A 22,924-nucleotide genomic window follows, 5' to 3' on the forward strand; every position below is an offset into this window, starting at 1 on the left:
AGCGGGGCAAAAGTAGCAAAAAAATTACTTAATGATATAGAGTTTATTACTATTTGTTAGCAGTTTGTAGTACAAATGTACATTCTGATACACCTCATAGTCACCTAATGATTCTGTACTTGCCTCTTTATCTTTCCAGTAGAGGGTTTCCTTTTGCATAAATACTTCTCTATTACCGTTATCATAATAATAGGGTGTATTTTTCAGTCTAAAAGTCACATTGTCTATCACTAAGTCATAATACTGATTTTCACCGTCATAACTAATATATTGCGGACGTATCATTCCTCTTTTATGACTCTCTGTCTTTTGTCCTGTATCCATTATATCAATGAACAAATTATTATTCCAGCCCTTTTCTAAGCCTTTCTCTCGTAATGAATAGACAGAGAGATCTCCAAAACTATCAGTAGACAGATAGAAAAACTGCCATTTTTGGTCTTGCCTATATACTACCTTAGCACCTAATTTATCTTTGTTGAGGGCTGCACTTACATCGTCGTCATATATTATTATTTCTTTTAACATATAACATTCAGCTTTTTCTTTTACTATATTGAGGTGCTCTAAACGCTGCTTGGCACTCCACTTATCAGAACCTTCTACAAAAGTAATGGGCTTCATTAGTGTATCACCATCAATAGCCCACGAGGTATAAAAATTGCGAATAGTATTGACAAAGTAATAGTTTAAGAAAAATCCTTCACGTGTGTGATTTTCTAGCTTTTCAGATATAAATTTATCTATCATTCTTCCGCCTATATCATATTTGTACATAGCTCCTAAATAATGATCAAAGCATACTAATTCGTTCTTAGCGTTTAGAAAATAATAATTATATACATCATCTTCCATCAGAAACTGTATTTCTTTACCTTGTTCGCGATAAGAAGTTTCGTATTCTAATATTTTATAGCGTGCATACTTATCGGGGATTGACCAATCAGAATATACTTTTTTTATATCATCAAGATAGATTACAACAAGTATCCAAAGCAGAAAGGCGCCTATACCCCCCATACACCATCGTGCCCAGCGGTAGTAAAAGCTATAGTAAACTAAAAAACCAACTACCAGAATCGCACTAATGACCAACCCACCAAAGAATAGGTAGAGTGCTTCGTAAGAGGCATTTAACACCAACAATGAAAACAGTGGTACTAAAATAAGTAGCATAGCTACCACCACTGTACGTATTCCTTTTTTTACAGAAGGTTTATCCATATTATAACAAATTTAAATTACAAACTATTTACCTATACAAAACTTCGAAAATATGTTTCCTAGTACCTCATCATTGCTTACTGCCCCTGTGATACTACCTAAATAGTAAAGTGTTTCGCGTATGTCTATAGCCAACAAATCGGCTGAAAGTCCTGATGCTAACCCCTCTTCTACCCTTTCGACTGCCGTGAGTGCTTGCTGTAGTGCCTCGTAATGCCGTAGGTTCGTTACTACTGTATTGCCTGCTGCTGCCTTATTGATTTGCTGGGCATAATTAGTAAGCGATTGTTTCAACTCTTCTAAATATACACGCTCTTTAGCTGATAGGGTTAGCAATGTTATATTATAGCCTACTAAAGCGTGACGCACCTGCTCATCAAAAGTGTGTACCCCTTCAGTATATAGATCTATTTTATTGTGTACCAATACAAAAAACACTCCTTCGCGGTAGTGCTCTTTTACAAATGCTACTACATCGGCTACTGTGTCATCATACTGATTATAGAGGAAAATAACTATTTGTGCCTTGGCTATCTTTTCCTTAGCTCGTTGTACTCCTATAGCTTCGATAGCATCGTGCGTCTCTCGGATACCTGCTGTATCTATAAAGCGAAAAGCAATACCGCCTATATGCAGTACCTCTTCTATGGTATCGCGCGTTGTGCCTGCTATATCTGACACTATGGCACGCTCTTCATTCAACAATGCATTTAACAAAGTAGATTTACCTGCATTGGGCTTACCCACAATAGCTACCGGCATACCGTTTTTGAGTACATTCCCTACTGAAAAAGAAGCTACTAACTGCGTAATCGTCTGCTTGATATGGCTGAGAAGCGCCTTGAAACTATCTCTATCAGCAAATGCAACATCTTCTTCTGCAAAATCTAATTCGAGTTCTATAAGCGAAGCAAAGTTGAGCAACTCACCCCGAAGAGTTTCTATTTCAGAAGCAAAGCCTCCACGCATCTGCTGTAGTGCGACTCTATGCGAAGCCTCAGAGTCAGAGGCAATAAGGTCTGCCACTGCTTCGGCTTGGCTAAGAGCCATTTTGCCATTAAGGAAAGCCCTTTTAGTAAACTCGCCAGCTTCAGCCAAACGCGCTCCTTTTGCTAAGCAGCTCTTCATCACTTGAGCGATGATATAGCTACTGCCGTGACAAGAAAACTCGACCACTGGCTCGCCTGTATAAGAACGCTGCCCTTTGAAGACGGTAGCTAAACACTCATCTATCTGGTGACCTTCTGCTTCTATCATTCCCAAATGCACTGTATGAGTTGCGACCTCTGCTAATGGTTTAGCGTGGTGTGCCTTAAAAATAGTGTCGGCTATAGCAATCGCTTCATTGCCCGAAAGGCGTATCACCCCTATAGCACCTGCTCCTGTAGCGGTAGCGAGTGCTACTATTGTATCGCTTGTATAAAGTCCGTTCATCTGTTCTTACTCATCTTTTAGGGCACAAAAATAGCACAAAAAAACGAATAATAAGGCATTATTTCTTATCTTTGCGCCAATTTATAGCTAAAAAATAATGGCAAGTATATATTTAATCCCCAATTTATTAGGTGAAAGTCCGCTGACTGTGCTTTCTCCACAGGTAGCCCAAGCGGTGCAAGAACTTACCTACTTTGTAGTTGAAAACGAAAAGTCAGCTCGTAAGTTTATCAAACTTATAGCTCCTGACAAACCACAAAGTGAACTACAGATAAGCGTTATTGACAAGCACCAATCTACCCCTGATTATACGGCTTATCTCGCTCCTTGTCTGCAAGGACACTCTATTGGCATCATCTCTGAGGCAGGCTGCCCTGGTGTGGCTGACCCAGGCGCTGAAATAGTGCGAGTTGCTCATCAGAAGGCTCTTAGAGTTATACCATTAGTAGGCCCTTCGTCTTTGTTATTAGCAATGATGTCGAGCGGCCTTAATGGACAAAACTTTGCTTTTAACGGTTACCTGCCTATAGACAAACAAGTACGCCGCAAAACCTTGAAAATATTGGAACGAAAAGTACAAGAAGGGCAATCGCAGCTTTTTATAGAAACGCCTTACCGCAATCAGCAGTTGCTCTCCGACCTTATTGAGACGCTGCAACCTGACACCCTTTTGTGTATAGCTACCGACCTGACACTACCTACTGAAAGTATCAGAACACTGCCTATTCGCCAATGGAAACACACTTCTGTAGACCTACAAAAACGACCTACTTTATTTATTATCGGGCGTTAAAATAGTAAATTTTCCCATTTAACAGACTATTATCAGTTGTTTATCCTTCGGTAATTGTTCGCTAAGCCTTCGCTCTTCCTGTATCGTTCCTATATCGTTTGTATAGAGAAAAGCTAAAGAGAAAATTTTTCTGTTTTTCATTAAACGAGATGGTGGAATGGGCGTGAAATACAAATTAGAAAAAAAAATTTGCATTATTACGTTTTATGACGTATATTTGCGACCTATTTTCTAAAAGAAAACAACTATAAAAATTAAAACTAAAATAATGAATACACTAAAACTAAGCAAACTGCTTTTTTTCGGGTGGTTAGCTACTGTAGGACAAGCCTTTGCCCAGCAACCTAAAAAAACACTGTCGTCAGTAGCTAATGGTACTCAGACAGTTACTAAAACCACTACGCAAACTACAACTACGGCCCAGACGCCTATGAATACTAACACTCGGGGAGCTACCTCTATATCGGGTTCTACTAAACCGCTATGGGTGCTAAATGGGGTGGTACTACAAGGTACTGTAGACCTAAAACCTGAAGACTTAGTATCGGACGATGCTAAAATGCTTATAGCTGCCGCTATACCAGGGCTTACCGCTGAAAGTATAGAGAGCTTTAAGGTACTAAAAGATGCCTCGGCTACGGCTATCTACGGGCAACGCGCCATAGGCGGGGTAGTAGCTATCACCACTAAACGCGGTAGTACGGGCGGTAGTAGCATCACCTATACCAATGAATCAACTTTTAGGTTTATACCTACGTATGGTGAGTATAATATAATGAACTCGCAAGACCAAATGTCGGTAATACAAGAACTTATAAGAGGCGGGCACTTTAAATCAGAAAACCAATCTATCACCCAAAACAAAGGAATCATAGGGCGAATGTATGATTTATTTTATGTATTAGACCGCAATGGAAACTCGGTAGTACCCAATACTGAAGCAGGACGCACCGCTTACTTGCAAGCCGCTGAACGCCGCAATACCAACTGGTTTAATGAGCTATTCCAAACGAGCATAATGCAGAACCATACGCTTTCTTTCTCGTCAGGTACTGAAAAATCATCTTACTACGCCTCATTAAGTGGGCTTTTTGACCCAGGATGGACAAAAGGAGACCAACTAAGCCAATATTCGGGCAACTTAAACGCTAACTATAACTTATCTTCTAAGTTTAAATTGAATGTAATTTCTGACCTTTCATACAGAAAAGAAACGACCCCTAAGCAAGATATATACGACTATGCTGTAACGCACTCGCGCAGTATGGACCCTAAAGAATACTACGTAAATGATTTTGCTCCTTATAATATCTTCAATGAAATAGATAATGCCTATAAAAACATTAACATTGCTAACCTTAGACTACAAGCGGAGTTGACCTATAGAATCACTAAAAAAGTAGAGGCTACTATGATGGGGGCTATCAGGTACTACATCAACCAGCAAAATACTGAGTTTAAAGAAAATTCGAACTACGCACAGTCATACAGAGCAATGCCTAACTCATTAGTACGCACCTATAATCCTAGATTATATGACGACCCTAATGACCCTTACGACTTGCCAAGTATCGTACTACCTGAAGGTGGGATACGCGAGCGAAGAGACCGTACTACTATAGGCAATAGCTTCCGTGCTACCTTGCGCTATAACGATAGTTTTAAAGACGGTCTTCACAACGTATCGCTATTTGCGGGGGTAGAAATGGATAACTATAAAAATACCGATGATAAGAACCAGAATTATGGTGTGCTATTCGGCTCGGGCAACTATAGTTATTACACGTATCTTTTTTTCAAAAAACTACAAGAAGAAAATAGCTCTTACTACAGCATTTACAACACTATAAACAACAATCAAGCATTTTTCACTAATGGTAGTTATACCTTTGGCAATCGTTATACTATAAACGGCACACTACGCTATGATGCTTCTAACAAATTTGCTGAATCGCGCTATATACGCTGGATGCCTACTTGGAACGTAGGAGTAAATTGGAGTGTAAGCAACGAAAAGTTCTTCCCTCGCCTAAAACCTCTTTCGCACCTTTCATTTAAAGCTTCATTTGGTATTACCGCCATTTCGCCATCAGTTAGCAACTCACTTTCGCAAATCTATACTAATATGCCTTGGCGCAACTCGTCTAAGCGCGAGATTGGGCTAAACATAGTTGATAATGCTAACCACGACCTTACCTACGAAAAAAACCAAGAGTTAAACCTTGGTACCCAATTCGGGTTATTTAACAACCGCATCAATGTATCAGCAGAATGGTTTAACCGTAGAAGTTACGACCTGATAGGCAACATCGTAACCCAAGGAGTGGGAGGTACTATCACTAAAAAAGGGAATATGGCAGAACTACGTATTCGCGGGGTAGAATTAGGATTAGAGACTACCAACATCAAGACTAAGGACTTCAGTTGGAAAACCTCTTTCATCTACTCACGCTCTAAAAACGAAATTACTAAACTGCTTACTAACCCTACGGTACGTAATATGATAGGCTATTCGAGTAGTTCTAAATCAGTAGCGGGATTTGCTAAAGAAGGTTACCCACTGCGCTCTATCTTCTCAGTACCTTTTAATGGTTTGAACGATAAGGGTTTACCTACTTTCTTAGATAGTGATGGTAACAGCACTGTGAGTGGTATCCGTTTTGATAACCGCAATGTAGATTTCTTAGAGTACTCAGGCACCCTTATCCCTACTGACAAAGGAAGTTTCAGTAACTCATTCAGCTATAAGGGCTTAACATTAGGTGTGGTATTTACCTATTCTTATGGCAATGTGGTACGCTTGCGCAAGCTGACCAATTCTTATAACGACTTTTGGGTAGCTCCTCGCGAACTCAACAACCGTTGGCAATACCCTGGTGATGAACAGCGCACCAATATACCGGTACTCTACACTACCTATATGTACGACCTTTACGGAGGATATAACAACATCATACAAGCGTACAACACCTATGATTACTCTAATGTACGCGTAGCTAAGGGTGATAATATACGCCTGAAAGAAATCTCTATAGGCTACACCTTTGGCAGAGATTTTCTAAAGAGAAATAAATTGCGCCAACTCAGTGTAAAACTACAAGGCACTAACCTTGCACTGCTTTACGCTGATAAAAAACTAAATGGTGATGACCCAGACTATTTAGCTAACGGCTATTCGCCTATTGCTGCTAAACGACTTATTTTCACCTTACGTGTAGGTCTCTAATTTTTTAAATACAAAAGAAATGAAAAAGATATATATATTAATAGGTATAACCCTAAGCCTTACCGGTTGTAACTCACTGCTTGATGAGCTACCAGACAATCAGGTGCGTATCGATACCCCTGAAAAAGTAAGAAGAGTAGTTACTAATGCTTACCCTACAGCTAGTACGGCAGTAATAAGTGAACTATCATCAGACAATATAGCTGATATAGGTACTATTATAACCTATGCTAACTATTTAAGTGAAGAAGCCTCTTATTGGCAACGAATACAAGAATACTCTGATTCTGACGGACTACAAAACATTTGGACAAGCCACTACAAGGCTATCAATCACGCTAATACAGCTTTAGAAGCTATTGAAAAAATGGGTAATCCAGAATCTACCAATGCTAGCAAAGGAGAAGCTTTAGTAGCAAGAGCTTATGCGCACTTTTCGTTAGTAAATCTTTTCTGCAAACCTTATAATCCGACTACTAGTGCGAGTGACTTGGGTATCCCTTATATGTTAGCTTCTGAAACAGAATTAGACGGTAGATATAGCCGAGGTACTGTAGCGCAAGTATATGCACAAATAGATGCTGACCTAACAGCAGGCCTGCCGTTAATAAATGACAGCAACTATGAGATGCCTAAATATCACTTCAACAAGAAAGCTGCCTACGCTTTTGCAGCACGTTTCTATCTGTATTACCAACAATGGCAAAAAGCTTTAGACGCTGCTAATGTAGTACTTACTACTAATAACACGACTACTAAGAATATGCTGCGCAATTGGAAAGACTTTAGAGATGCTACTAAAACAGGTGGTACTGATATAGAGAAGTTTGCCATCTATTACACTCGTGAAGATGAGACTGCTAACCTAATGCTACACCCTGTTTATTCGCTAATTTCATCATCGTATTTTTCAACCTCTAATGCCAGACGATTTATTCACAACCACCGTATAGCGGGAGAAACTTTGGCTACTGCTAACCCTTGGGATAAACAAGGCAATTCGGGTAAAGCTAACTATGGTTATGAATTTTACTGGTTTACCCCTTTTGATGTGTTTGACAACAGACGTGATGCGGTAGTTTATGGTAAATTCCCCACTTTTAAAGACAGTAGTACTCGTACGATAATGATACCTTTTACTACTGACGAAACCTTATTGGTAAGAGCTGAGGCAAAAATACTCTTAGGTCAGTATGACAGTGCTGTAACCGACCTGAATATGTTTACCTCTAAATTTATTCAACAAACCACTATCAATGGCTATACGAGTAGCAATACTTTAACAAAGGACGAAATTATAGACTTTTATAACGGTATTGCCTACTCAGAAAGTACCGTAAATGGTGCTACCCAAAAGAAGCACCTCAATCCGTCATTCACTATCAGTAGCGATGGGGTACAAGAACCCCTATTGCACTACGTACTACAATGCCGCCGTGTACTAACCTTAGGCGAAGGTTTGCGCTGGCAAGACGTACGCCGCTACAATATAGAAGTAGCGCGCTACCAGAGCGATAACTCAAACCGAAACGATGCTACTGTGAAAGCTATATTGCCTGCAAACGATTTGCGCAGAGCTATTCAGCTACCTGATGCTGTAATAGGTAAAGGTATGCAAGAAAACCCAAGATAAAATAAAATATAAACTATGAAAAAAATACTATACACCCTTTTAGCCTTATCATTTTTAGGCTGTGATAATGACGATAAGCTCGCAGATGAGAGTGTTATCATTCGCAATGGAGAAGAAAGCCAGAGCTTGAACCCCCAAAACGATTTGGACAAGTATTTAGATGAGACTTTTGCCAAACCGTACAACATACAGATATTATACCGCTTTTTGGAGCGAGAAATCAGTAGGATTTATACTTATACCCCTACTAAATACAACAAAGCGATAGAGTTTGCTAACGTATTTAACTACCTATTTATAGAACCATACGTAAAACTGACCTCTAAACCCTTTATGAAAGAGCACTCGTTTAACACCCTTATACTGATAGGTGAACCCGCTTTCAACCCTACTGGTACCAAATTGGTGGGATTAGCTGCGGCAGGTATAAAAATACACCTAACCGATATAAACCACTTAGAGGCTAACAACATCTATTGGCTGAATGACAATATTTTGGCTACTCTTTACCACGAAAATGCTCACACTTGGCATCAGGCAAAGTTATACACTACTGATTATGAGAAAATATCAGCAAGTGACTACAAGAACGACCGCTGGGTAAACGAGTGGAACTTAAGCACCAAAAACTACCTAAAAGCAGGTTTTATAACTGCCTACTCGAGTTTTGACCACGATGAGGATTTCGTAGAGCTATTAGCCCGCTATATAGTGTATTACAACGCTTCTTTAGACTGCGGTTGTGCTACTACTAACCGTACTTTAGACGCTGATGGTGATGGTTTTGATGATGCACTATACAATGCTTGGAAAGCTAAATTTAGCAACTATGGCAATACCCTCACAGAATACTATACCCCGTATGAATCGACTAGCGTATGGGAAGAGGTACTAAAAGAGGCAGACAGAAAAATAAGACCTACTGAAACCTATACCGGTAAACAAAAGATAGAACAAAAAATAGCCATAATGAAGAAATACCTACAGGAAGAATGGAATATCAACCTTGATGAACTGCGCGCTGAAATACGCAGTCGATATCCATACGTAGCTGGTAAGACTTTTGATGGCGTACCTGTACAACGAAAAGATTTCACCCGATTAACCCGTTAATACAACAATGAAAAAATATATATTCTTATCATTATCATTTCTCGCCTTTATAAGTTGTAATTATAAGGAGGAGGAGACTTTTACAAAAAAAGCCTCAGAACGTACTGTAAATTCGCTCAATAGCTATAAAAATACTTTAGAGAACGACGGCTATTGGCTGCTAACTTACTACCCTGAACAATACCGCGTAGGGTATTGGGTATACCCCTATCAGCCAGAGGTTTTTGCTACTGACAAAGACTTTCCTAAATTTCATAGAAGTATAGGAGGTTATAACTTTTTGATAAAGCTGAAAAATGGTGAGGTAACCGCCTCATCAGAGGTAAGTTATACCAATGCTGAAGAGACTTCTTTCTTCACCTATGACATCACAGAAGGACCAACGCTTAGCTTTGACACTTTCAACAGTGTACTACATCATTTTAGGTTTGTATCGCCCACTTTTCCTAATGCGAGAGGAGGTGAAACTGACTTCATTATTCTGAAGTACGAAAACGATACTTTCACCTTGCGTGGTCGTACCTCTAATAATATTATGACTTTGAAGAAATTCACTGGAGATAGAGAAACCTTTTTGAACAAAATACGCGAGAATAGCAATGCTCTACAGTACAAAGGGCTTTCACCCATAAATGTAGGAGGTACTGAGGTAACCCTTAAACTCTTCCCCAGCTACCGACAGCTTACTTTTATATACGACAATAACCAAAAGTACGTACAATCACCTTTTATAATCACTGAAAAAGGTATCAAATTTTACGAACCTGTGAAGATAAATGGGGTGACCTTTGACGAATTTCATTTCAATGATGATAAAACAGCCTTAGTGACTGCTGATGGCAGTATTAGTAGTAACTTTGTAACCTCGGCTATCACGTTAAGCAGTAACGCTTCGTACATCACTTTTGACAGCAGTAATGCTTCTGACAAAGCAATCAATATGTTCAATAGAGCTAAAAGAGCTGTAGAACGGTCGAGAGATAAAAGTTATACTCTGTTAAACTACATTAGGTTAGCAAATGTAATGGGTAATGACCAAGCACAAACAGCAGGCATACAAGGTTATGTGGCAGAAAAAAACAACCTCAATAATACGAGCAGTGTATACTACGAAATGGACTTTGTGGGATTAGCAAATAACAACAATGAACAGCAGGTAGAAATACTGATAAAAGATATGCCTAATGAGGGAGACCCTGTTTACAAAAATAGTCTTTATTACTACCGCGAAGCAGAGCGATTATTCTTAAGTTTAGCTAAGGCTGGCCCTTATAAAGTGACGGTATATAATGATAATTATACTGGGGTGACAAGTGTAAAAGACCCTGACCTATGGTTTTACATATATACCCCCTAAAAAAATGTTAAAAATATTTTTTTGTTAGAAAAATAATGCGTACATTTGCACCGCTTTTCAGAGGGAAGACCCTTTAAGGGAAGACTGAAAACTATGAGTTTTGTAAATTACAAATTTCTAAATATAAGACATTATGAGTAATTCAAAAAAACTTGCTGTAGATAAATACGGCATCAAAAACGCTACCGTTCGTTACCAACTTTCAGCAGACGAACTACACCAAGAAACTTTAGACAAAAAATTAGGAGTAGAGGCTTCTTCAGGAGCTATTGCTATCAACACTGGTAAATTTACTGGTCGTTCTCCTAAAGACCGTTTCATCGTAAAAGATGACATTACTAAAGATCGCGTATGGTGGGGAAATATTAACATTCCTTTTGAACCTGAAAAGTTTGATAAACTATACGAAAAAGTAGTAGCTTATCTTTCAAGCAAAGAAATCTATGTACACGATGGGTATGTATGTGCTGACCCTAAATATCGTACTAATATTCGTACTATTACTGAACTTCCTTGGAGCAACCTTTTTGCTTTAAATATGTTCTTACGTATAGAAGATAGCGAACTTGCTTCTTTCAAAGAAGATTGGTTAGTAGTTAATGCTCCTGGTTTTGAAGCTGACCCTGCAGTAGATGGTACACGCCAAGCAAACTTCGCTATCCTTAACTTTACTAAAAAAATCGCCCTAATAGGTGGTACAGGTTATACCGGAGAAATTAAAAAAGGTATTTTCTCTGCTATGAACTTTGAATTGCCAGTGTTCCGCAACACTATGCCAATGCACTGTTCTGCTAACGTAGGTAAAGACGGTGATACAGCTATCTTCTTTGGTCTTTCTGGTACTGGTAAAACTACTCTTTCTGCTGACCCTAACCGCCACCTAATCGGTGATGACGAACACGGTTGGACTCCAGAAAATACTGTATTCAACTTTGAAGGAGGTTGCTATGCTAAAGTAGTAGACCTAACCGCTGAAAAAGAACCAGAAATCTTTGCAGCTATTAAAAAAGGAGCTATCCTTGAAAACGTAATTATGGATGATAAAGGTGTAGTAGACTTCGCTCGTACTGATATCACCGAAAACACTCGTGTTTCTTATCCTATTTACCACATCGCTAATATCCAACCAGGATCTATAGGACACAATCCTAAGAACATTTTCTTCCTTACTTTTGATGCTTACGGTGTATTGCCTCCAATCTCTAAATTAACTCCTGAGCAAGCGGCTTACCAATTCGTATCTGGTTATACTTCAAAAGTAGCAGGTACTGAAGTAGGAATTACTACCCCACAAAAAACATTCTCTGCTTGCTTTGGTGCTGCCTTTATGCCACTTCACCCAGCTGAATACGGAAAACGTTTAGCTGAAAAAATTAAAGAAACTGGCGTAAACGTATGGCTAGTAAACACTGGATACAACGGAAAAATGAAGAGATGCAGCCTAAAAGATACCCGCGCGCTTATTACAGCGGCTCTTACTGGCAAACTTAACAACGTTGAGTACAAAGATCTTCCTATCTTCGGCTTCAAAGTGCCTCAATCTTGCGAAGGTGTTTCTGACCAAAGCATCTTGAACTCAGAAAACACTTGGGAAGACAAAGCTCAATTTAGTGCTAAACTAAAAGAATTAGCTGAGTCATTCGTACAAAACTTCAACGATAAGAAATTTGCTGAAGGTGCAAGTGCTGACGTTCTTGCTGGTGCTCCTAAATTGTAATTTGCTTTAAAGGACATATTTGTAGAAAAAAGCTGTTTGGTGAAAAACCAAACAGCTTTTTTAATTATCAATTCTGAATAGTTAATTATGAATTTGGCACAATTGTTGCCTAATGGTAGTATGAAATAACAAAATACTAAAACAAAAGAATATGATAAAGAATTATGCAAGTATGGTAGCTACTGCTATTTTGGGTGGTGCTATGACTTTAGGAGGTTACAAATTATTTATAGACAAACACGATGCTAAACAAGAAGCCCTTGAACTGCTATCGCGCCCAGCTGTAGTGCAAACTAATTACAACGCTGCTAACGGGAAGTTTGAGCTAAAAGAAGATAGCTTTATAGAAGCTGCTAATAAAACAGTGAATAGCGTGGTGCACGTAAAAAACACTGTGAAATCGCAAGGGATTACCTCTATCTTTGACCTTTTTTATGGTAACGGCGGAGGCGAGCAGACTCAAGTAGGTACTGGCTCTGGTGTGATTATTACTCCTGATGGCTATATAGTGACTAACAACCACGTAATCGCTAATGCTACTACGCTAGAAGTAACCCTAAACAACAATAAAACTTATCCTGCCAAACTGATAGGTACAGATACCTCAACCGATATAGCCCTACTAAAAATAGAAGCTGAAGAGAAGTTGCCCTTTCTTACCTTTGCTAACTCTGACAACACTCAATTAGGGGAATGGGTATTGGCAGTGGGGAACCCTTTCAACCTTAACTCGACTGTAACAGCAGGTATTATCAGTGCTAAAGCACGTAATATTAGCGAGCGCGGTAGCGATAAGATAGAATCATTTATCCAAACCGATGCTGCCGTGAATATGGGTAATAGCGGTGGTGCCTTAGTAAACCTAAACGGCGACCTTATAGGTATTAATACTGCTATCTCATCTACTACAGGCGTGTATATGGGCTATTCTTTTGCTGTACCAAGCAATATCGCTAAAAAAGTAGTAGAAGACCTAATTGAATACGGCAATGTACAACGCGGAGTAATGGGCGTGCGTGGACAAGGATTAGACTCTGAAGTGGCTAAAACTCTTAATGTGAAAGAAACAGAAGGCTTCTACGTGGCTAGTGTAGAAGAAGATTCTGGAGCTGGTGCTGCTGGACTTAAGAAAGGCGACATCATTAAACAGCTTGACAATGTGAAGATACACACATATTCTGACCTCAGTGGTTATATAGCTTCTAAACGTCCTGGTGATGTACTAAAAGCTACCTACATACGCGATGGTAAGGAGAAAACTGCCGATATCACCTTGAAGAAAAACAATACTTACATCATACAGTCGTTAGGCTTAGAGGTAAAAAATCTATCAGAGGCTGACCACAAACGATTTAAAACCAAAGCAGGTGTAAAAGTAACAGGGGCTGGGCAGTTCTACGAATATAATAATATCAATATCGTTGGCAAAGTATTACTATCTATCAACGGTAAAGCTATCAAAGATGTAGATGAACTGAAAAGCATAATGGCAGGACTTTCGGCACGCGACCGTAATTCATTAGAAATACTGAATGATAAAGGAGAAAAAGAAAGACTTTTCTTTTAATAGTTAATAAAATTAATAGACTTTGTCAGAGTTCTAGGACTCTGACAAAGTTTTTATTACTTCATAATTCAAAATTCATAAAATTCTTCCTGTGAATATAAAACTTATCGCTGTAGGAAAGACTGATAACCCAGCCCTACAACAACTTATTAGTACCTACGAAAAAAGGCTTTCATATTATATCAACTTTGATTTGCAGTTACTACCTGATATTAAGAATAACAAATCGCTATCTGAAGAACAGCAAAAGGTAAAAGAAGGCGAGCTTATACTCAGCTATGTAGAACCCTCTCATCACCTTATCCTTTTAGATGAACGAGGTAAAGAATATACTTCTATTGCTTTTGCTGATGAACTTCAAAAGAAAATGAACACTGGTATTAAGCAGCTGACCTTTGTTATTGGTGGTCCTTATGGTTTTTCACAAGCAGTATATCAGCGGTCTAACAGCAAGCTATCACTATCTAAACTCACCTTTTCTCACCAGATGATAAGACTCTTTTTTGTAGAGCAACTTTATCGTGCTTTTACAATTTTGAGGAATGAACCTTATCATCATCAATAATTTTTCATACCTTTACGCCCTTAAAAATAAAAACTATGATAAAAAAAACTTTGGCCTCTGGCTATAGGAGGCTTAGCATTAGGGGCTACTGAGTTCTTAATAATGGGGCTATTGCGTGTTATAGGTGAAGATATGGGATTAACCGATGCCATCACTGGTAGGTTTATTTCAGCTTATGCTATAGGTGTAGTAGTAGGAGCTCCTACTCTCATTGCATTGGCTGCCGAGTACAACCTGAAGAAGATACTTTTATTTTTTATGGTACTCTTCACTCTCTTCAATGGACTTTCTGCTTTTTCGCCAGATTACACAACCCTATTATTAGCTCGTTTCTTTTCAGGATTGCCTCACGGTGCTTTCTTTGGAGTAGGTGCCATTGTAGCTAAACAGTTAGCTCCCAAAGGCAAAGAGGCTTTTGCTATCTCAATTATGTTTGCAGGGCTTACCATTGCTAATTTGGTAATGATACCTCTTCTCACCTACGTAGGAGCCTTAGTAGGTTGGCGTATTGCAATGGGCTGCGTGTCGGCATTAGGGTTACTAACGATGCTATCCATATTCTTTTTCTTGCCTAATGTAGAAAATAAAAGAGACCTCGGTGTGAAGCGCGAAGTGCGTTTATTCTTCAATCCGAGATCTTTATTAGTGTTGGCTATCACCGCTTTAGGTTGCGGCGGACTTTTTGCGTGGTTTAGCTATATACAGCCTTTGATGTTAGAAACAGCTCATATAAACCCCGATATGAAATCGGCTGTAATGATAGTAGCAGGAGCTGGAATGGTAGTAGGCAACCTCTTAGGAGGATGGCTTACAGACCGTTTATCGCCCATTAAAGCTACTATTTGTATCTCGCTATCACTTATCAGTGTATTGCTGTTAGTTTTCTTTTTCTCTCACATTCAACCTGTAGCGTGGGTACTAGCATTTATATGTGGTGCTATGTCAATGTCATTAGGTTCACCACTTAATATGCTTATTTTCCGTTGTGCACCGCAGTCGGAGATGATGGGAGCTGCTTTTATGCAGGCAGGTTTTAATACTGCCAACTCTATCGGAGCCTATGTAGGTGGCTTGCCTTTGCTCTATGGACTCAGTACTAACTATCCTTCACTAATGGGAGCAGGATTAGCCTTTATGGGGTTACTGCTTACTTTCTACTTGAAGCGCATTATCAGATTCTAATTTTCTTACCTTTAAGAACGATTCGTGCTGCTCAATAGCCATTTCTATTTGGGCAACAATTTGTTCTACAGTATCATTCTCATAATCTATCTGCAAAGGAGGTTTAATAATCATTGATTGTTGAACCCCTTTCTTTTTAATATTGATACCCTTCTTATCAAACGAGCGCCTAAAACCGTCTATCACTATAGGCACCACTATCGGTTTATATTGCTTGATAAGATGAGCCGTGCCTTTTCGAATAGGCTTCCAAGGTGAGGTTGTTCCCTGCGGAAAGGTTATTACCCAGCCATCAGCAAGCGCAACACCTATATTTTCTACATCACTTTGGCGCACCTCTCGGTGTATTTCCTTCCCTTTCTCACGCCACGTTCTATTCACAGGTATAGCCCCTGCATAACCCAATATTTTAGGTAATATACCTGATTTCATCGTCTCTGATGCAGCTACGTAGTAAATATTCAGTTTAGGGTTCCAAAGATACCCCACATTATCTAAGGTATCTTTACGTCCTTTTAGGCTAGCATTAAATACGTGATACATAGCCGTAACATCAGCAAAATACGTTTGGTGGTTAGAGATAAACAACACATTCTGAGGTGGCAAAGAGCGTATAATATCCGAGCCCTCAATCTTCAACTGATTAAAGCCGTCATAACGACTGTGCGTGATAAGTCCAAATACGCGGATAAGCCAACGTTTGATGAAAAGGGTATGTCCGAAAGGGTCTTTTTTAAATAAAGCCATTGGTCAAGTATCATTAGTAAGTTAATAAAAATGCCAATGAATCAATTAAGCTTATAACTAATTGACTCATTGGCAAATTTTGTTCGTTAGTTGATTGAAAAATTCTTACGACTACCTATATAACGCTCTTTGCATTCGTGGTATATTCTCACCGCTTCCTCTACATTGCCCCAACCATTAATAGCTACTTTTTTCTTCTCTAAGTCCTTATATACGCTAAAGAAGTGCTCAATTTCTTTGATAAGGTGTGAGTTTAGGTCGCTCAGGTCATTCATTTTATTCCAAACAGGGTCTGATACAGGTACACAAATCACTTTTTCATCAGGCCCTTTTTCATCAGCCATATGGAAAACCCCTATAGGTTTTACTTCCATCACGCAACCTGGGAAAGTAGGTTCAGTAACCAATACCAACACATCTAAAGGGTCTGAGTCTAACGCTAATGATTCTGGTACAAATCCATAATCAGCAGGATACATCATCGAAGAGAAAATCATACGATCGTAACGCACCTTGCGCAAAATAAAATCATACTCATACTTGTTACGACTCCCTTTAGGAATTTCTATCAATACATCAAAAGATAGTTCTTTTTTTTCTGACATTTTTTTTCTTAATTAGTGTTTAGAAAAGCAAAAGTAATAAAAATTTCTAAAAGTAAAAACTTTTTCACTATCAATTTTCATCTTTAGGCTCCTCTACCCTTTCCACTTCAGTAGCCGACCATTCTACCTTGCGCGAAACGTACATCACCACTGCCAATATAGCAAACAGCCCAATGCTTCCTACTAAAAGGGCATAATTCTCAAGCTGAATAATCACATATATAAAACCGTATAGAGCAGCCAAAGAAGCACAAATAAAGGCTGGAAACTTCTTGTTTTTCAGTATTGAAATAGAATATAGACTGATAAGCCCTACCGTCATCAGCGAAGCTATAAAATAGGCAAATGAAAAACTACTATGCTCAGTGATAGAAATAAGCAAGGTGTAAAACAATACAAGAGCTAAACCTATCATTGTATATTGGAATATATGTATTTTTATCTTGCTAATACTTTGAATAAGGAAGAATATCAAGAAAGTAAGCCCTATAACCAAAAAGCCATACTTGGCAGCACGCTCATTCTGTTGATATTCATCTACAGGGATAATAAAATCTACGTCATAAGTATATTGCGAGATATTAGGCAATGCTCCAAACGACTGTTGAGAAAACGGACGATTGATGTGTAGCACACGCCACGATGCGTTAAACCCACTGGTATTAATCTGTTTTTCGTAAGGCAAAAAGTTACCCATAAAACTAGGATTAGCCCAGTTAGAGGTCAGTGTGCTTTCAGTAGTCTTACCGATAGGTACTATCGCTATTTTCCTACTACCATCATACTGTACTGACAGCTGAAAAGAAGGATCGGTGAGAAACTCCTGATAATTGATAAAACCTGTTTCAAGCGATGCTACCTCTATAGATGTGCTACTATTGCCGTCGTAATAGCTAGCATTATCAGTAGATTGCTCATAGATTGGCTCAAAATTATAGCTTTTACCACCTATCTTAATAGCTACACTGTTCTTAATACTCGCAAGATTAGTAGTGCGAATAAGAATAGTAGCTCTCCCCCACTCTATATCGTCATTAGCAATCCCTCTTTGCGAGAAATCAGGAGTTATATAGCTACCATTAAAGTCCATTGTAGCATTAAACACTACTGATTCATAATTATTACGCTTTTTCACCTCTGTTTTTACATTCGAAGTATTCTTAAGCTCCTCTGGGAAGAAATAAGCATACTGAGTCTCGTATGCGTTTTTTTCTTTATTAGTATAAACTTTATAAGGAATTTTAAGAATAGGACCATAAAAGAAGACTTCTCGTCCCCATTTACTGTCGATTTCGTCTATAACCGACTGCTGCCTATCTTTTCGTTCCTCAATGAGGTTCTGTACTAATAGCAAAGGAATGAGCAATATTAAAGTAAGTGCCCCAATAAGCATCAAACGAAATGTGTTTGACTGAAATAGATTAGATGTTGATGATTTTTGTGAATACATAATATAATAATTTACAATTAATAACTAATAAAAGTGCTTTGTATTTCAAAGTGTATAGCTAAAAAAGAAAAGGGAACTCCCTTCTTATATGCTAATTAACAAATCTACTCATCGGCTAATCGACAAGTTTGCTAATTTCTCCAATGCATTTAAATGCTCTTGAAACGCTTCTCGTCCTTTTTTAGTAGCCTTATATGAAGTATTTGTTTTCCGTCCTACAAACGATTTTTCTATAACGATATATTCTTCAGCTTCAAGTGCACGAGTATGACTTGCCAGATTACCATCAGTTACTCCTAAAAGTTCTTTAAGTGTATTAAAATCAGCACTTTCATTGACCATTAGCACCGACATTATCGCCAAGCGAATGCGGTGATCAAAGGCTTTATTAATATTTTCTAAAAGAGACTTCAAGATTATTATAGGCTACTACAAAACTACCTTTTCTTATTTTGTTTTTTAGGTTTATAAAAATTCTTATCGCTTAAAATGTTTGTAATCATATAATTTCCCTGACTATCTTTCTTCAATTGATAATCTACACAAGCTGCCTTCTTTTCCCAGTCTGATAACAAAAAACACGCTCTATACTTATCTTTACCTAAAGATGTTATTTTTAAACTGCGATTGATAGCCGCTCCTTCATAGTCTTGAGCTTGTATAAAAGGGTCATAGCCTAATGAATCGTCTTCATAATCTGGTGATCCTTCAAATACTTTTAAGAAAAGCTCCTTAGATAAATACTTTTCAAATATATTACTTTTCCAATCAGAAGCATCATCGTATGCTACGGCATAAAATTCTTTCAGCATAGCAATAGCCTTTTCTGTATCAGCTTCTTTGTTTTGAGCCCTTAAAGCAGTCCCTCCCATTAAGAGAAATAGCATTATAATAAAAATCTTTGTCTTCATAGTATCAAACAATATTACTTTCGTTCGTATTTAAAGTGCATCACGCCACCGTAAAGAATATGGCAAACGCCAAAACCTAAAACCCAGAACAACAAACCATAACCCGAAAATTGCACTGCCAACAGCCCTAATATTATCTCTGTAATACCGAGGTAATGCACATCGCCAAAAGTGTATTTGCTCACATTCACACACGCCAATCCATAAAAAATAAGCGTCATTGGCGCAAGCAAACCATAGTGCCCATTATTGATAAGCAGTATACACAGTGCTCCACCAGTAAGCAGCGGCAAAGCAAAGTTATAAAATGCTCTTTTAGCAGTAGGGGTTATTAATTTTTCACCATTGCGTTTAGCTTTGCGCATCGAAAACAGATAAGCAGTCAGCACAGAGGCTACGAGTACTAATAGCGCAACAGCTATAATAGCTTTAAAAGTTTTACTTTCTATAATCACATAAGGATAATAGAGGTAATGATGTTGCAGTAACTTATATACCACTGCCGCCCCTATTAGGGCATACACCCCTGCTAATACCCCCGAAAGACCGCTGAGCGAAAGAAATAAGGTAGACTTACGCATCATCTGGCGTATCTCGTGTAGGTCGTCTAAATATTTGTTATCTTGCATACCGAAGCACTTTGTGATGCAAAGTAAAGAAGAAATATCATAACCGCCAAATACTTTAACAAATATTTAACACACTCCCTTGTTATTACTTAATTCCTGCCTTTACAATAGCTTCCACCTCTGCTATCTGTTCCTCTATTCTATTAGGGTCTATCTTGATAGCTTTGTGTACAGAAAAACTCACCGTATTGAAGATACCCAAAGGAAAATGCCCATAACGCAATATTTTCCACGAGTTATTGATAGTAATAGGCACTACATACCCCTCTGGCATCTGCTCCATAATAGTATGCAAGCCTTTAGTTTTAAAAGGGCGCGGCACCCCATTACGGCTGCGAGTGCCTTCTGGGAAGATAAGTCCTGCTTCTTTTTTAGCTGCTAAATCCTTACCAAAAGCCTCCAACTGCGGTACAGCATCTTGCGGACGACTACGGTCTATCAGTACCGAACCATTATTGCGCAGGTTGATAGTAATGCTCGGTATACCTCCCCCTAACTCCTTTTTGCCTACAAAACGCACACTATAATGGCGCAAATACCATATTAACGGCGGAATATCGTACAAACTTTGATGATTTGGCACAAATATGATAGGTGCATTCTTAGGTAAAGGAGCTTCAATCGAAAAACGCACCCAATTACCACTTACTAACAGTATTTTAGTAAGCATAAGCGTCAGAAAATCGACGACTGCTTTGTGAGCTTTACGCCCTATAAAGTGAATACACACCCATTGTATAGGGTGAAAAATAAGCAATAAAAAGCCGTAAAGCAAGTAATGAAGTACACTAAGAGGGTAAGATAGTATTTTCATCATAAAAGTATTGAAATAAAAAACTTTGCCAAAGTAGCTATACCTTAGCAAAGTGTAATGTAGAAAAAAGTTATTAACAATATTCGTTATAAGCCTGCTGAAGATTTTCTGCTATTACTTCAGCCATACGTCCTTCTATGTGATGGCGCTCTAACATATGCACCAATTCGCCGTCTTTGAAAAGGGCAATACTAGGCGATGATGGCGGAAAAGGCAACATATATTGGCGAGCTTCCTCAGTAGCCTCTCTATCTACCCCTGCAAATACAGTGGTCAGATGGTCTGGTTTCTTTGCGTTTTGCAAACTATAGATTACCGCAGGACGAGCATTGCGGGCAGCACAACCGCATACCGAGTTCACTACTACCAAAGTAGTGCCTTCTTGCTCAATAGCTTGTTTTACAGCTGCTGCCGTTTTTAACTCTTCAAAACCAACCGAAGTCAGTTCTTCTATCATAGGTTTTACCAATTCTGGTGGATACATAATATTTCGCTTTTTTTAATTTGCGGCAAAGATAGTAAAAAAAATTATATTACGAAACATTTTGTCAATTGGTTTTTATGTAGTATCTTTGAGCCGCTAACTGAAATTGATAATATAATGACAAAAATTACAACGGCTGAAGAGGCTTTAAAGGTAGTCAAAAGTGGCGATTTTGTCTATATACAGGGGGGAGCTGCAGTTCCCGAAATATTAGTGGATGCCCTCGTTAAAAGGGCTCCTGAGCTCCGCAATGTTACCATAGGGCATATCCATATCGAGGGTGATGCCCCTTTCGCCGACCCCAAATACAAAGATAGTTTCTACGTCAATTCCTTCTTCCTTTCGCGCAATGTACGGCATATCATCAAGGCGGGCAACGGTTCGTATACCCCTATTTTCTTGAGCGATATGCCTTTGCTTTTTGATAGAAAACACATAAAAGTAGATGTTGTTCTCATACAAGTTTCTCCCCCTGATAAATTCGGTTTTTGTTCTATGGGTGTAAGTGTCGAGGCTTCAAAATCTGCTATCCGAAACGCCAAATACGTAATTGCCAAAGTCAATAGGCAGATGCCGCGCACCTATGGTGATGCCCTTTTGCACGTAGATGAAATAGACTTTCTCGTAGAGCACGATGCACCTATTTTCTCGCTACACCTTACCGAACCCAACGCTATCGAAACCCAAATAGCCCGCCATATAGTGCCGCTTATCGAAGACGGTAGTACCCTACAGCTGGGTATTGGCAATATCCCCAATGCCACATTGGCCGAAATGGGGCACCTCAAAAACTTAGGTATCCACACCGAACTGCTAACCGAAGGGGTACTCGACTTAGTGAAAAAAGGAGTTATCAACGGCTACGAAAAGAAGATAGACAAAGGAAAAATCATAGCCTCTTTTGCTATGGGCACACAAGAGTTGTATGACTTTATCGACCATAACCCTTCTGTTGAAATGACAGAAGCCTCGTATTCTAATGAAGTTTCAGTGATTAGGCAGAACCCTAAAATGATTTCTATTAACTCTGCTATCGAAGTGGATATTACCGGACAAGTATGTGCCGACTCTATAGGTACAACTATCTTTTCTGGCTTTGGCGGTCAAATAGATTTCGTACGAGGAGCAATGCTCAGCGAGGGCGGTAAGTCTATCATTGCATTTCCATCGGTTACCAATAAAGGGGAAAGTAAGATTGTTCCTTTCTTAAAGCAAGGAGCTGGAGTGGTAACCACCCGTGCACACGTACAATATATCGTAACCGAATATGGGGTAGCCGAGCTTTTCAGCAAGAGCCTACAAGAGCGAGCCAAAGCCCTTATCGCTATCGCCCACCCCGACCACCGCGAAGCCTTAGAGAGAGCAGCCCATGATATTGTCTTTCTTCATTAAATTAAGCAGCATCAAACACCACAATAAAAAAACCATAACAAATTTGTTATGGTTTTTCTTTTATTTACCCTAAAAATAAGA

The 22,924-nt window shown here is 38.9% G+C and carries 20 protein-coding genes; 10 read left to right on the forward strand and 10 right to left on the reverse strand.

The window, feature by feature from the left end; all coding sequences use genetic code 11:
• Positions 1–24 precede the first annotated feature (24 nt).
• The gene (locus FOC45_RS06475; RefSeq protein WP_009389826.1) at positions 25–1,224 is read right to left on the reverse strand and encodes a DUF998 domain-containing protein; all 1,200 of its coding nucleotides are present in this window, start codon (positions 1,222–1,224) and stop codon (positions 25–27) included.
• A gap of 24 nt (positions 1,225–1,248) precedes the next feature.
• A complete protein-coding gene (mnmE, locus tag FOC45_RS06480) occupies positions 1,249–2,658 on the reverse strand; it encodes a tRNA uridine-5-carboxymethylaminomethyl(34) synthesis GTPase MnmE (protein WP_009389825.1) in 1,410 nt (469 codons plus the stop codon).
• A gap of 97 nt (positions 2,659–2,755) precedes the next feature.
• On the opposite strand from mnmE, the gene FOC45_RS06485 reads away from it, so the two are divergent.
• From FOC45_RS06485 to FOC45_RS06525, 9 genes are all read left to right on the forward strand, one after another.
• The gene (locus FOC45_RS06485) at positions 2,756–3,451 is read left to right on the forward strand and encodes an SAM-dependent methyltransferase (protein ID WP_009389824.1); all 696 of its coding nucleotides are present in this window, start codon (positions 2,756–2,758) and stop codon (positions 3,449–3,451) included.
• A gap of 268 nt (positions 3,452–3,719) precedes the next feature.
• On the forward strand, positions 3,720–6,677 hold the full coding sequence (locus FOC45_RS06490; protein WP_009389822.1) for a SusC/RagA family TonB-linked outer membrane protein: 2,958 nt from the start codon (positions 3,720–3,722) through the stop codon (positions 6,675–6,677).
• A 19-nt stretch (positions 6,678–6,696) separates the two neighbouring features.
• Complete coding sequence (locus tag FOC45_RS06495; protein ID WP_009389821.1) at positions 6,697–8,310, forward strand: RagB/SusD family nutrient uptake outer membrane protein; 1,614 nt, start codon at positions 6,697–6,699, stop codon at positions 8,308–8,310.
• A gap of 15 nt (positions 8,311–8,325) precedes the next feature.
• Entirely contained in the window at positions 8,326–9,423 is a 1,098-nt protein-coding gene (locus FOC45_RS06500; protein WP_009389820.1) for a substrate import-associated zinc metallohydrolase lipoprotein, read from the forward strand.
• A 7-nt stretch (positions 9,424–9,430) separates the two neighbouring features.
• A complete protein-coding gene (locus FOC45_RS06505) occupies positions 9,431–10,780 on the forward strand; it encodes a DUF4302 domain-containing protein (protein WP_009389819.1) in 1,350 nt (449 codons plus the stop codon).
• A gap of 133 nt (positions 10,781–10,913) precedes the next feature.
• The gene (pckA, locus tag FOC45_RS06510; protein ID WP_009389818.1) at positions 10,914–12,497 is read left to right on the forward strand and encodes a phosphoenolpyruvate carboxykinase (ATP); all 1,584 of its coding nucleotides are present in this window, start codon (positions 10,914–10,916) and stop codon (positions 12,495–12,497) included.
• 151 nt (positions 12,498–12,648) lie between these two features.
• A complete protein-coding gene (locus FOC45_RS06515; RefSeq protein ID WP_009389817.1) occupies positions 12,649–14,064 on the forward strand; it encodes a trypsin-like peptidase domain-containing protein in 1,416 nt (471 codons plus the stop codon).
• A 91-nt stretch (positions 14,065–14,155) separates the two neighbouring features.
• On the forward strand, positions 14,156–14,629 hold the full coding sequence (gene rlmH / locus FOC45_RS06520; protein ID WP_009389816.1) for a 23S rRNA (pseudouridine(1915)-N(3))-methyltransferase RlmH: 474 nt from the start codon (positions 14,156–14,158) through the stop codon (positions 14,627–14,629).
• Between the two features lie 57 nt (positions 14,630–14,686).
• On the forward strand, positions 14,687–15,811 hold the full coding sequence (locus FOC45_RS06525; RefSeq protein WP_034539620.1) for an MFS transporter: 1,125 nt from the start codon (positions 14,687–14,689) through the stop codon (positions 15,809–15,811).
• On the opposite strand, the gene FOC45_RS06530 is transcribed toward FOC45_RS06525, so the two are convergent.
• The 8 genes from FOC45_RS06530 to FOC45_RS06565 all read right to left on the reverse strand — a co-directional run bounded on the left by FOC45_RS06530 (position 15,770) and on the right by FOC45_RS06565 (position 21,451).
• Positions 15,770–16,558: a 1-acyl-sn-glycerol-3-phosphate acyltransferase gene (locus tag FOC45_RS06530; protein ID WP_009389814.1), complete on the reverse strand. Its 789-nt coding sequence runs from the start codon at positions 16,556–16,558 to the stop codon at positions 15,770–15,772. The two genes, FOC45_RS06525 and FOC45_RS06530, sit on opposite strands and share 42 nt — an antisense overlap.
• A gap of 86 nt (positions 16,559–16,644) precedes the next feature.
• Positions 16,645–17,163, reverse strand: coding sequence for an inorganic diphosphatase (locus FOC45_RS06535; RefSeq protein ID WP_009389813.1), 519 nt, complete (start codon positions 17,161–17,163; stop codon positions 16,645–16,647).
• 70 nt (positions 17,164–17,233) lie between these two features.
• Positions 17,234–18,613: a cell envelope integrity protein CreD gene (gene creD / locus FOC45_RS06540; protein ID WP_052141361.1), complete on the reverse strand. Its 1,380-nt coding sequence runs from the start codon at positions 18,611–18,613 to the stop codon at positions 17,234–17,236.
• Between the two features lie 108 nt (positions 18,614–18,721).
• Complete coding sequence (locus FOC45_RS06545; RefSeq protein ID WP_009389811.1) at positions 18,722–19,027, reverse strand: transcriptional regulator; 306 nt, start codon at positions 19,025–19,027, stop codon at positions 18,722–18,724.
• A gap of 23 nt (positions 19,028–19,050) precedes the next feature.
• A complete protein-coding gene (locus tag FOC45_RS06550; protein ID WP_009389810.1) occupies positions 19,051–19,524 on the reverse strand; it encodes a hypothetical protein in 474 nt (157 codons plus the stop codon).
• A gap of 14 nt (positions 19,525–19,538) precedes the next feature.
• Positions 19,539–20,153 (reverse strand): hypothetical protein, encoded by a 615-nt coding sequence (locus FOC45_RS06555; RefSeq protein WP_009389809.1) that lies wholly within the window; start codon positions 20,151–20,153, stop codon positions 19,539–19,541.
• 85 nt (positions 20,154–20,238) lie between these two features.
• A complete protein-coding gene (locus FOC45_RS06560) occupies positions 20,239–20,970 on the reverse strand; it encodes a 1-acyl-sn-glycerol-3-phosphate acyltransferase (protein ID WP_009389808.1) in 732 nt (243 codons plus the stop codon).
• A gap of 70 nt (positions 20,971–21,040) precedes the next feature.
• Positions 21,041–21,451, reverse strand: coding sequence for a BrxA/BrxB family bacilliredoxin (locus FOC45_RS06565; protein WP_009389807.1), 411 nt, complete (start codon positions 21,449–21,451; stop codon positions 21,041–21,043).
• A gap of 117 nt (positions 21,452–21,568) precedes the next feature.
• On the opposite strand from FOC45_RS06565, the gene FOC45_RS06570 reads away from it, so the two are divergent.
• Positions 21,569–22,843, forward strand: a complete 1,275-nt coding sequence (locus tag FOC45_RS06570; protein ID WP_009389806.1) for an acetyl-CoA hydrolase/transferase family protein — start codon at positions 21,569–21,571, stop codon at positions 22,841–22,843.
• Positions 22,844–22,924: the final 81 nt, after the last annotated feature.

It is taken from the genome of Capnocytophaga sp. FDAARGOS_737, assembly GCF_009730375.1.
Classification (GTDB): domain Bacteria; phylum Bacteroidota; class Bacteroidia; order Flavobacteriales; family Flavobacteriaceae; genus Capnocytophaga; species Capnocytophaga leadbetteri.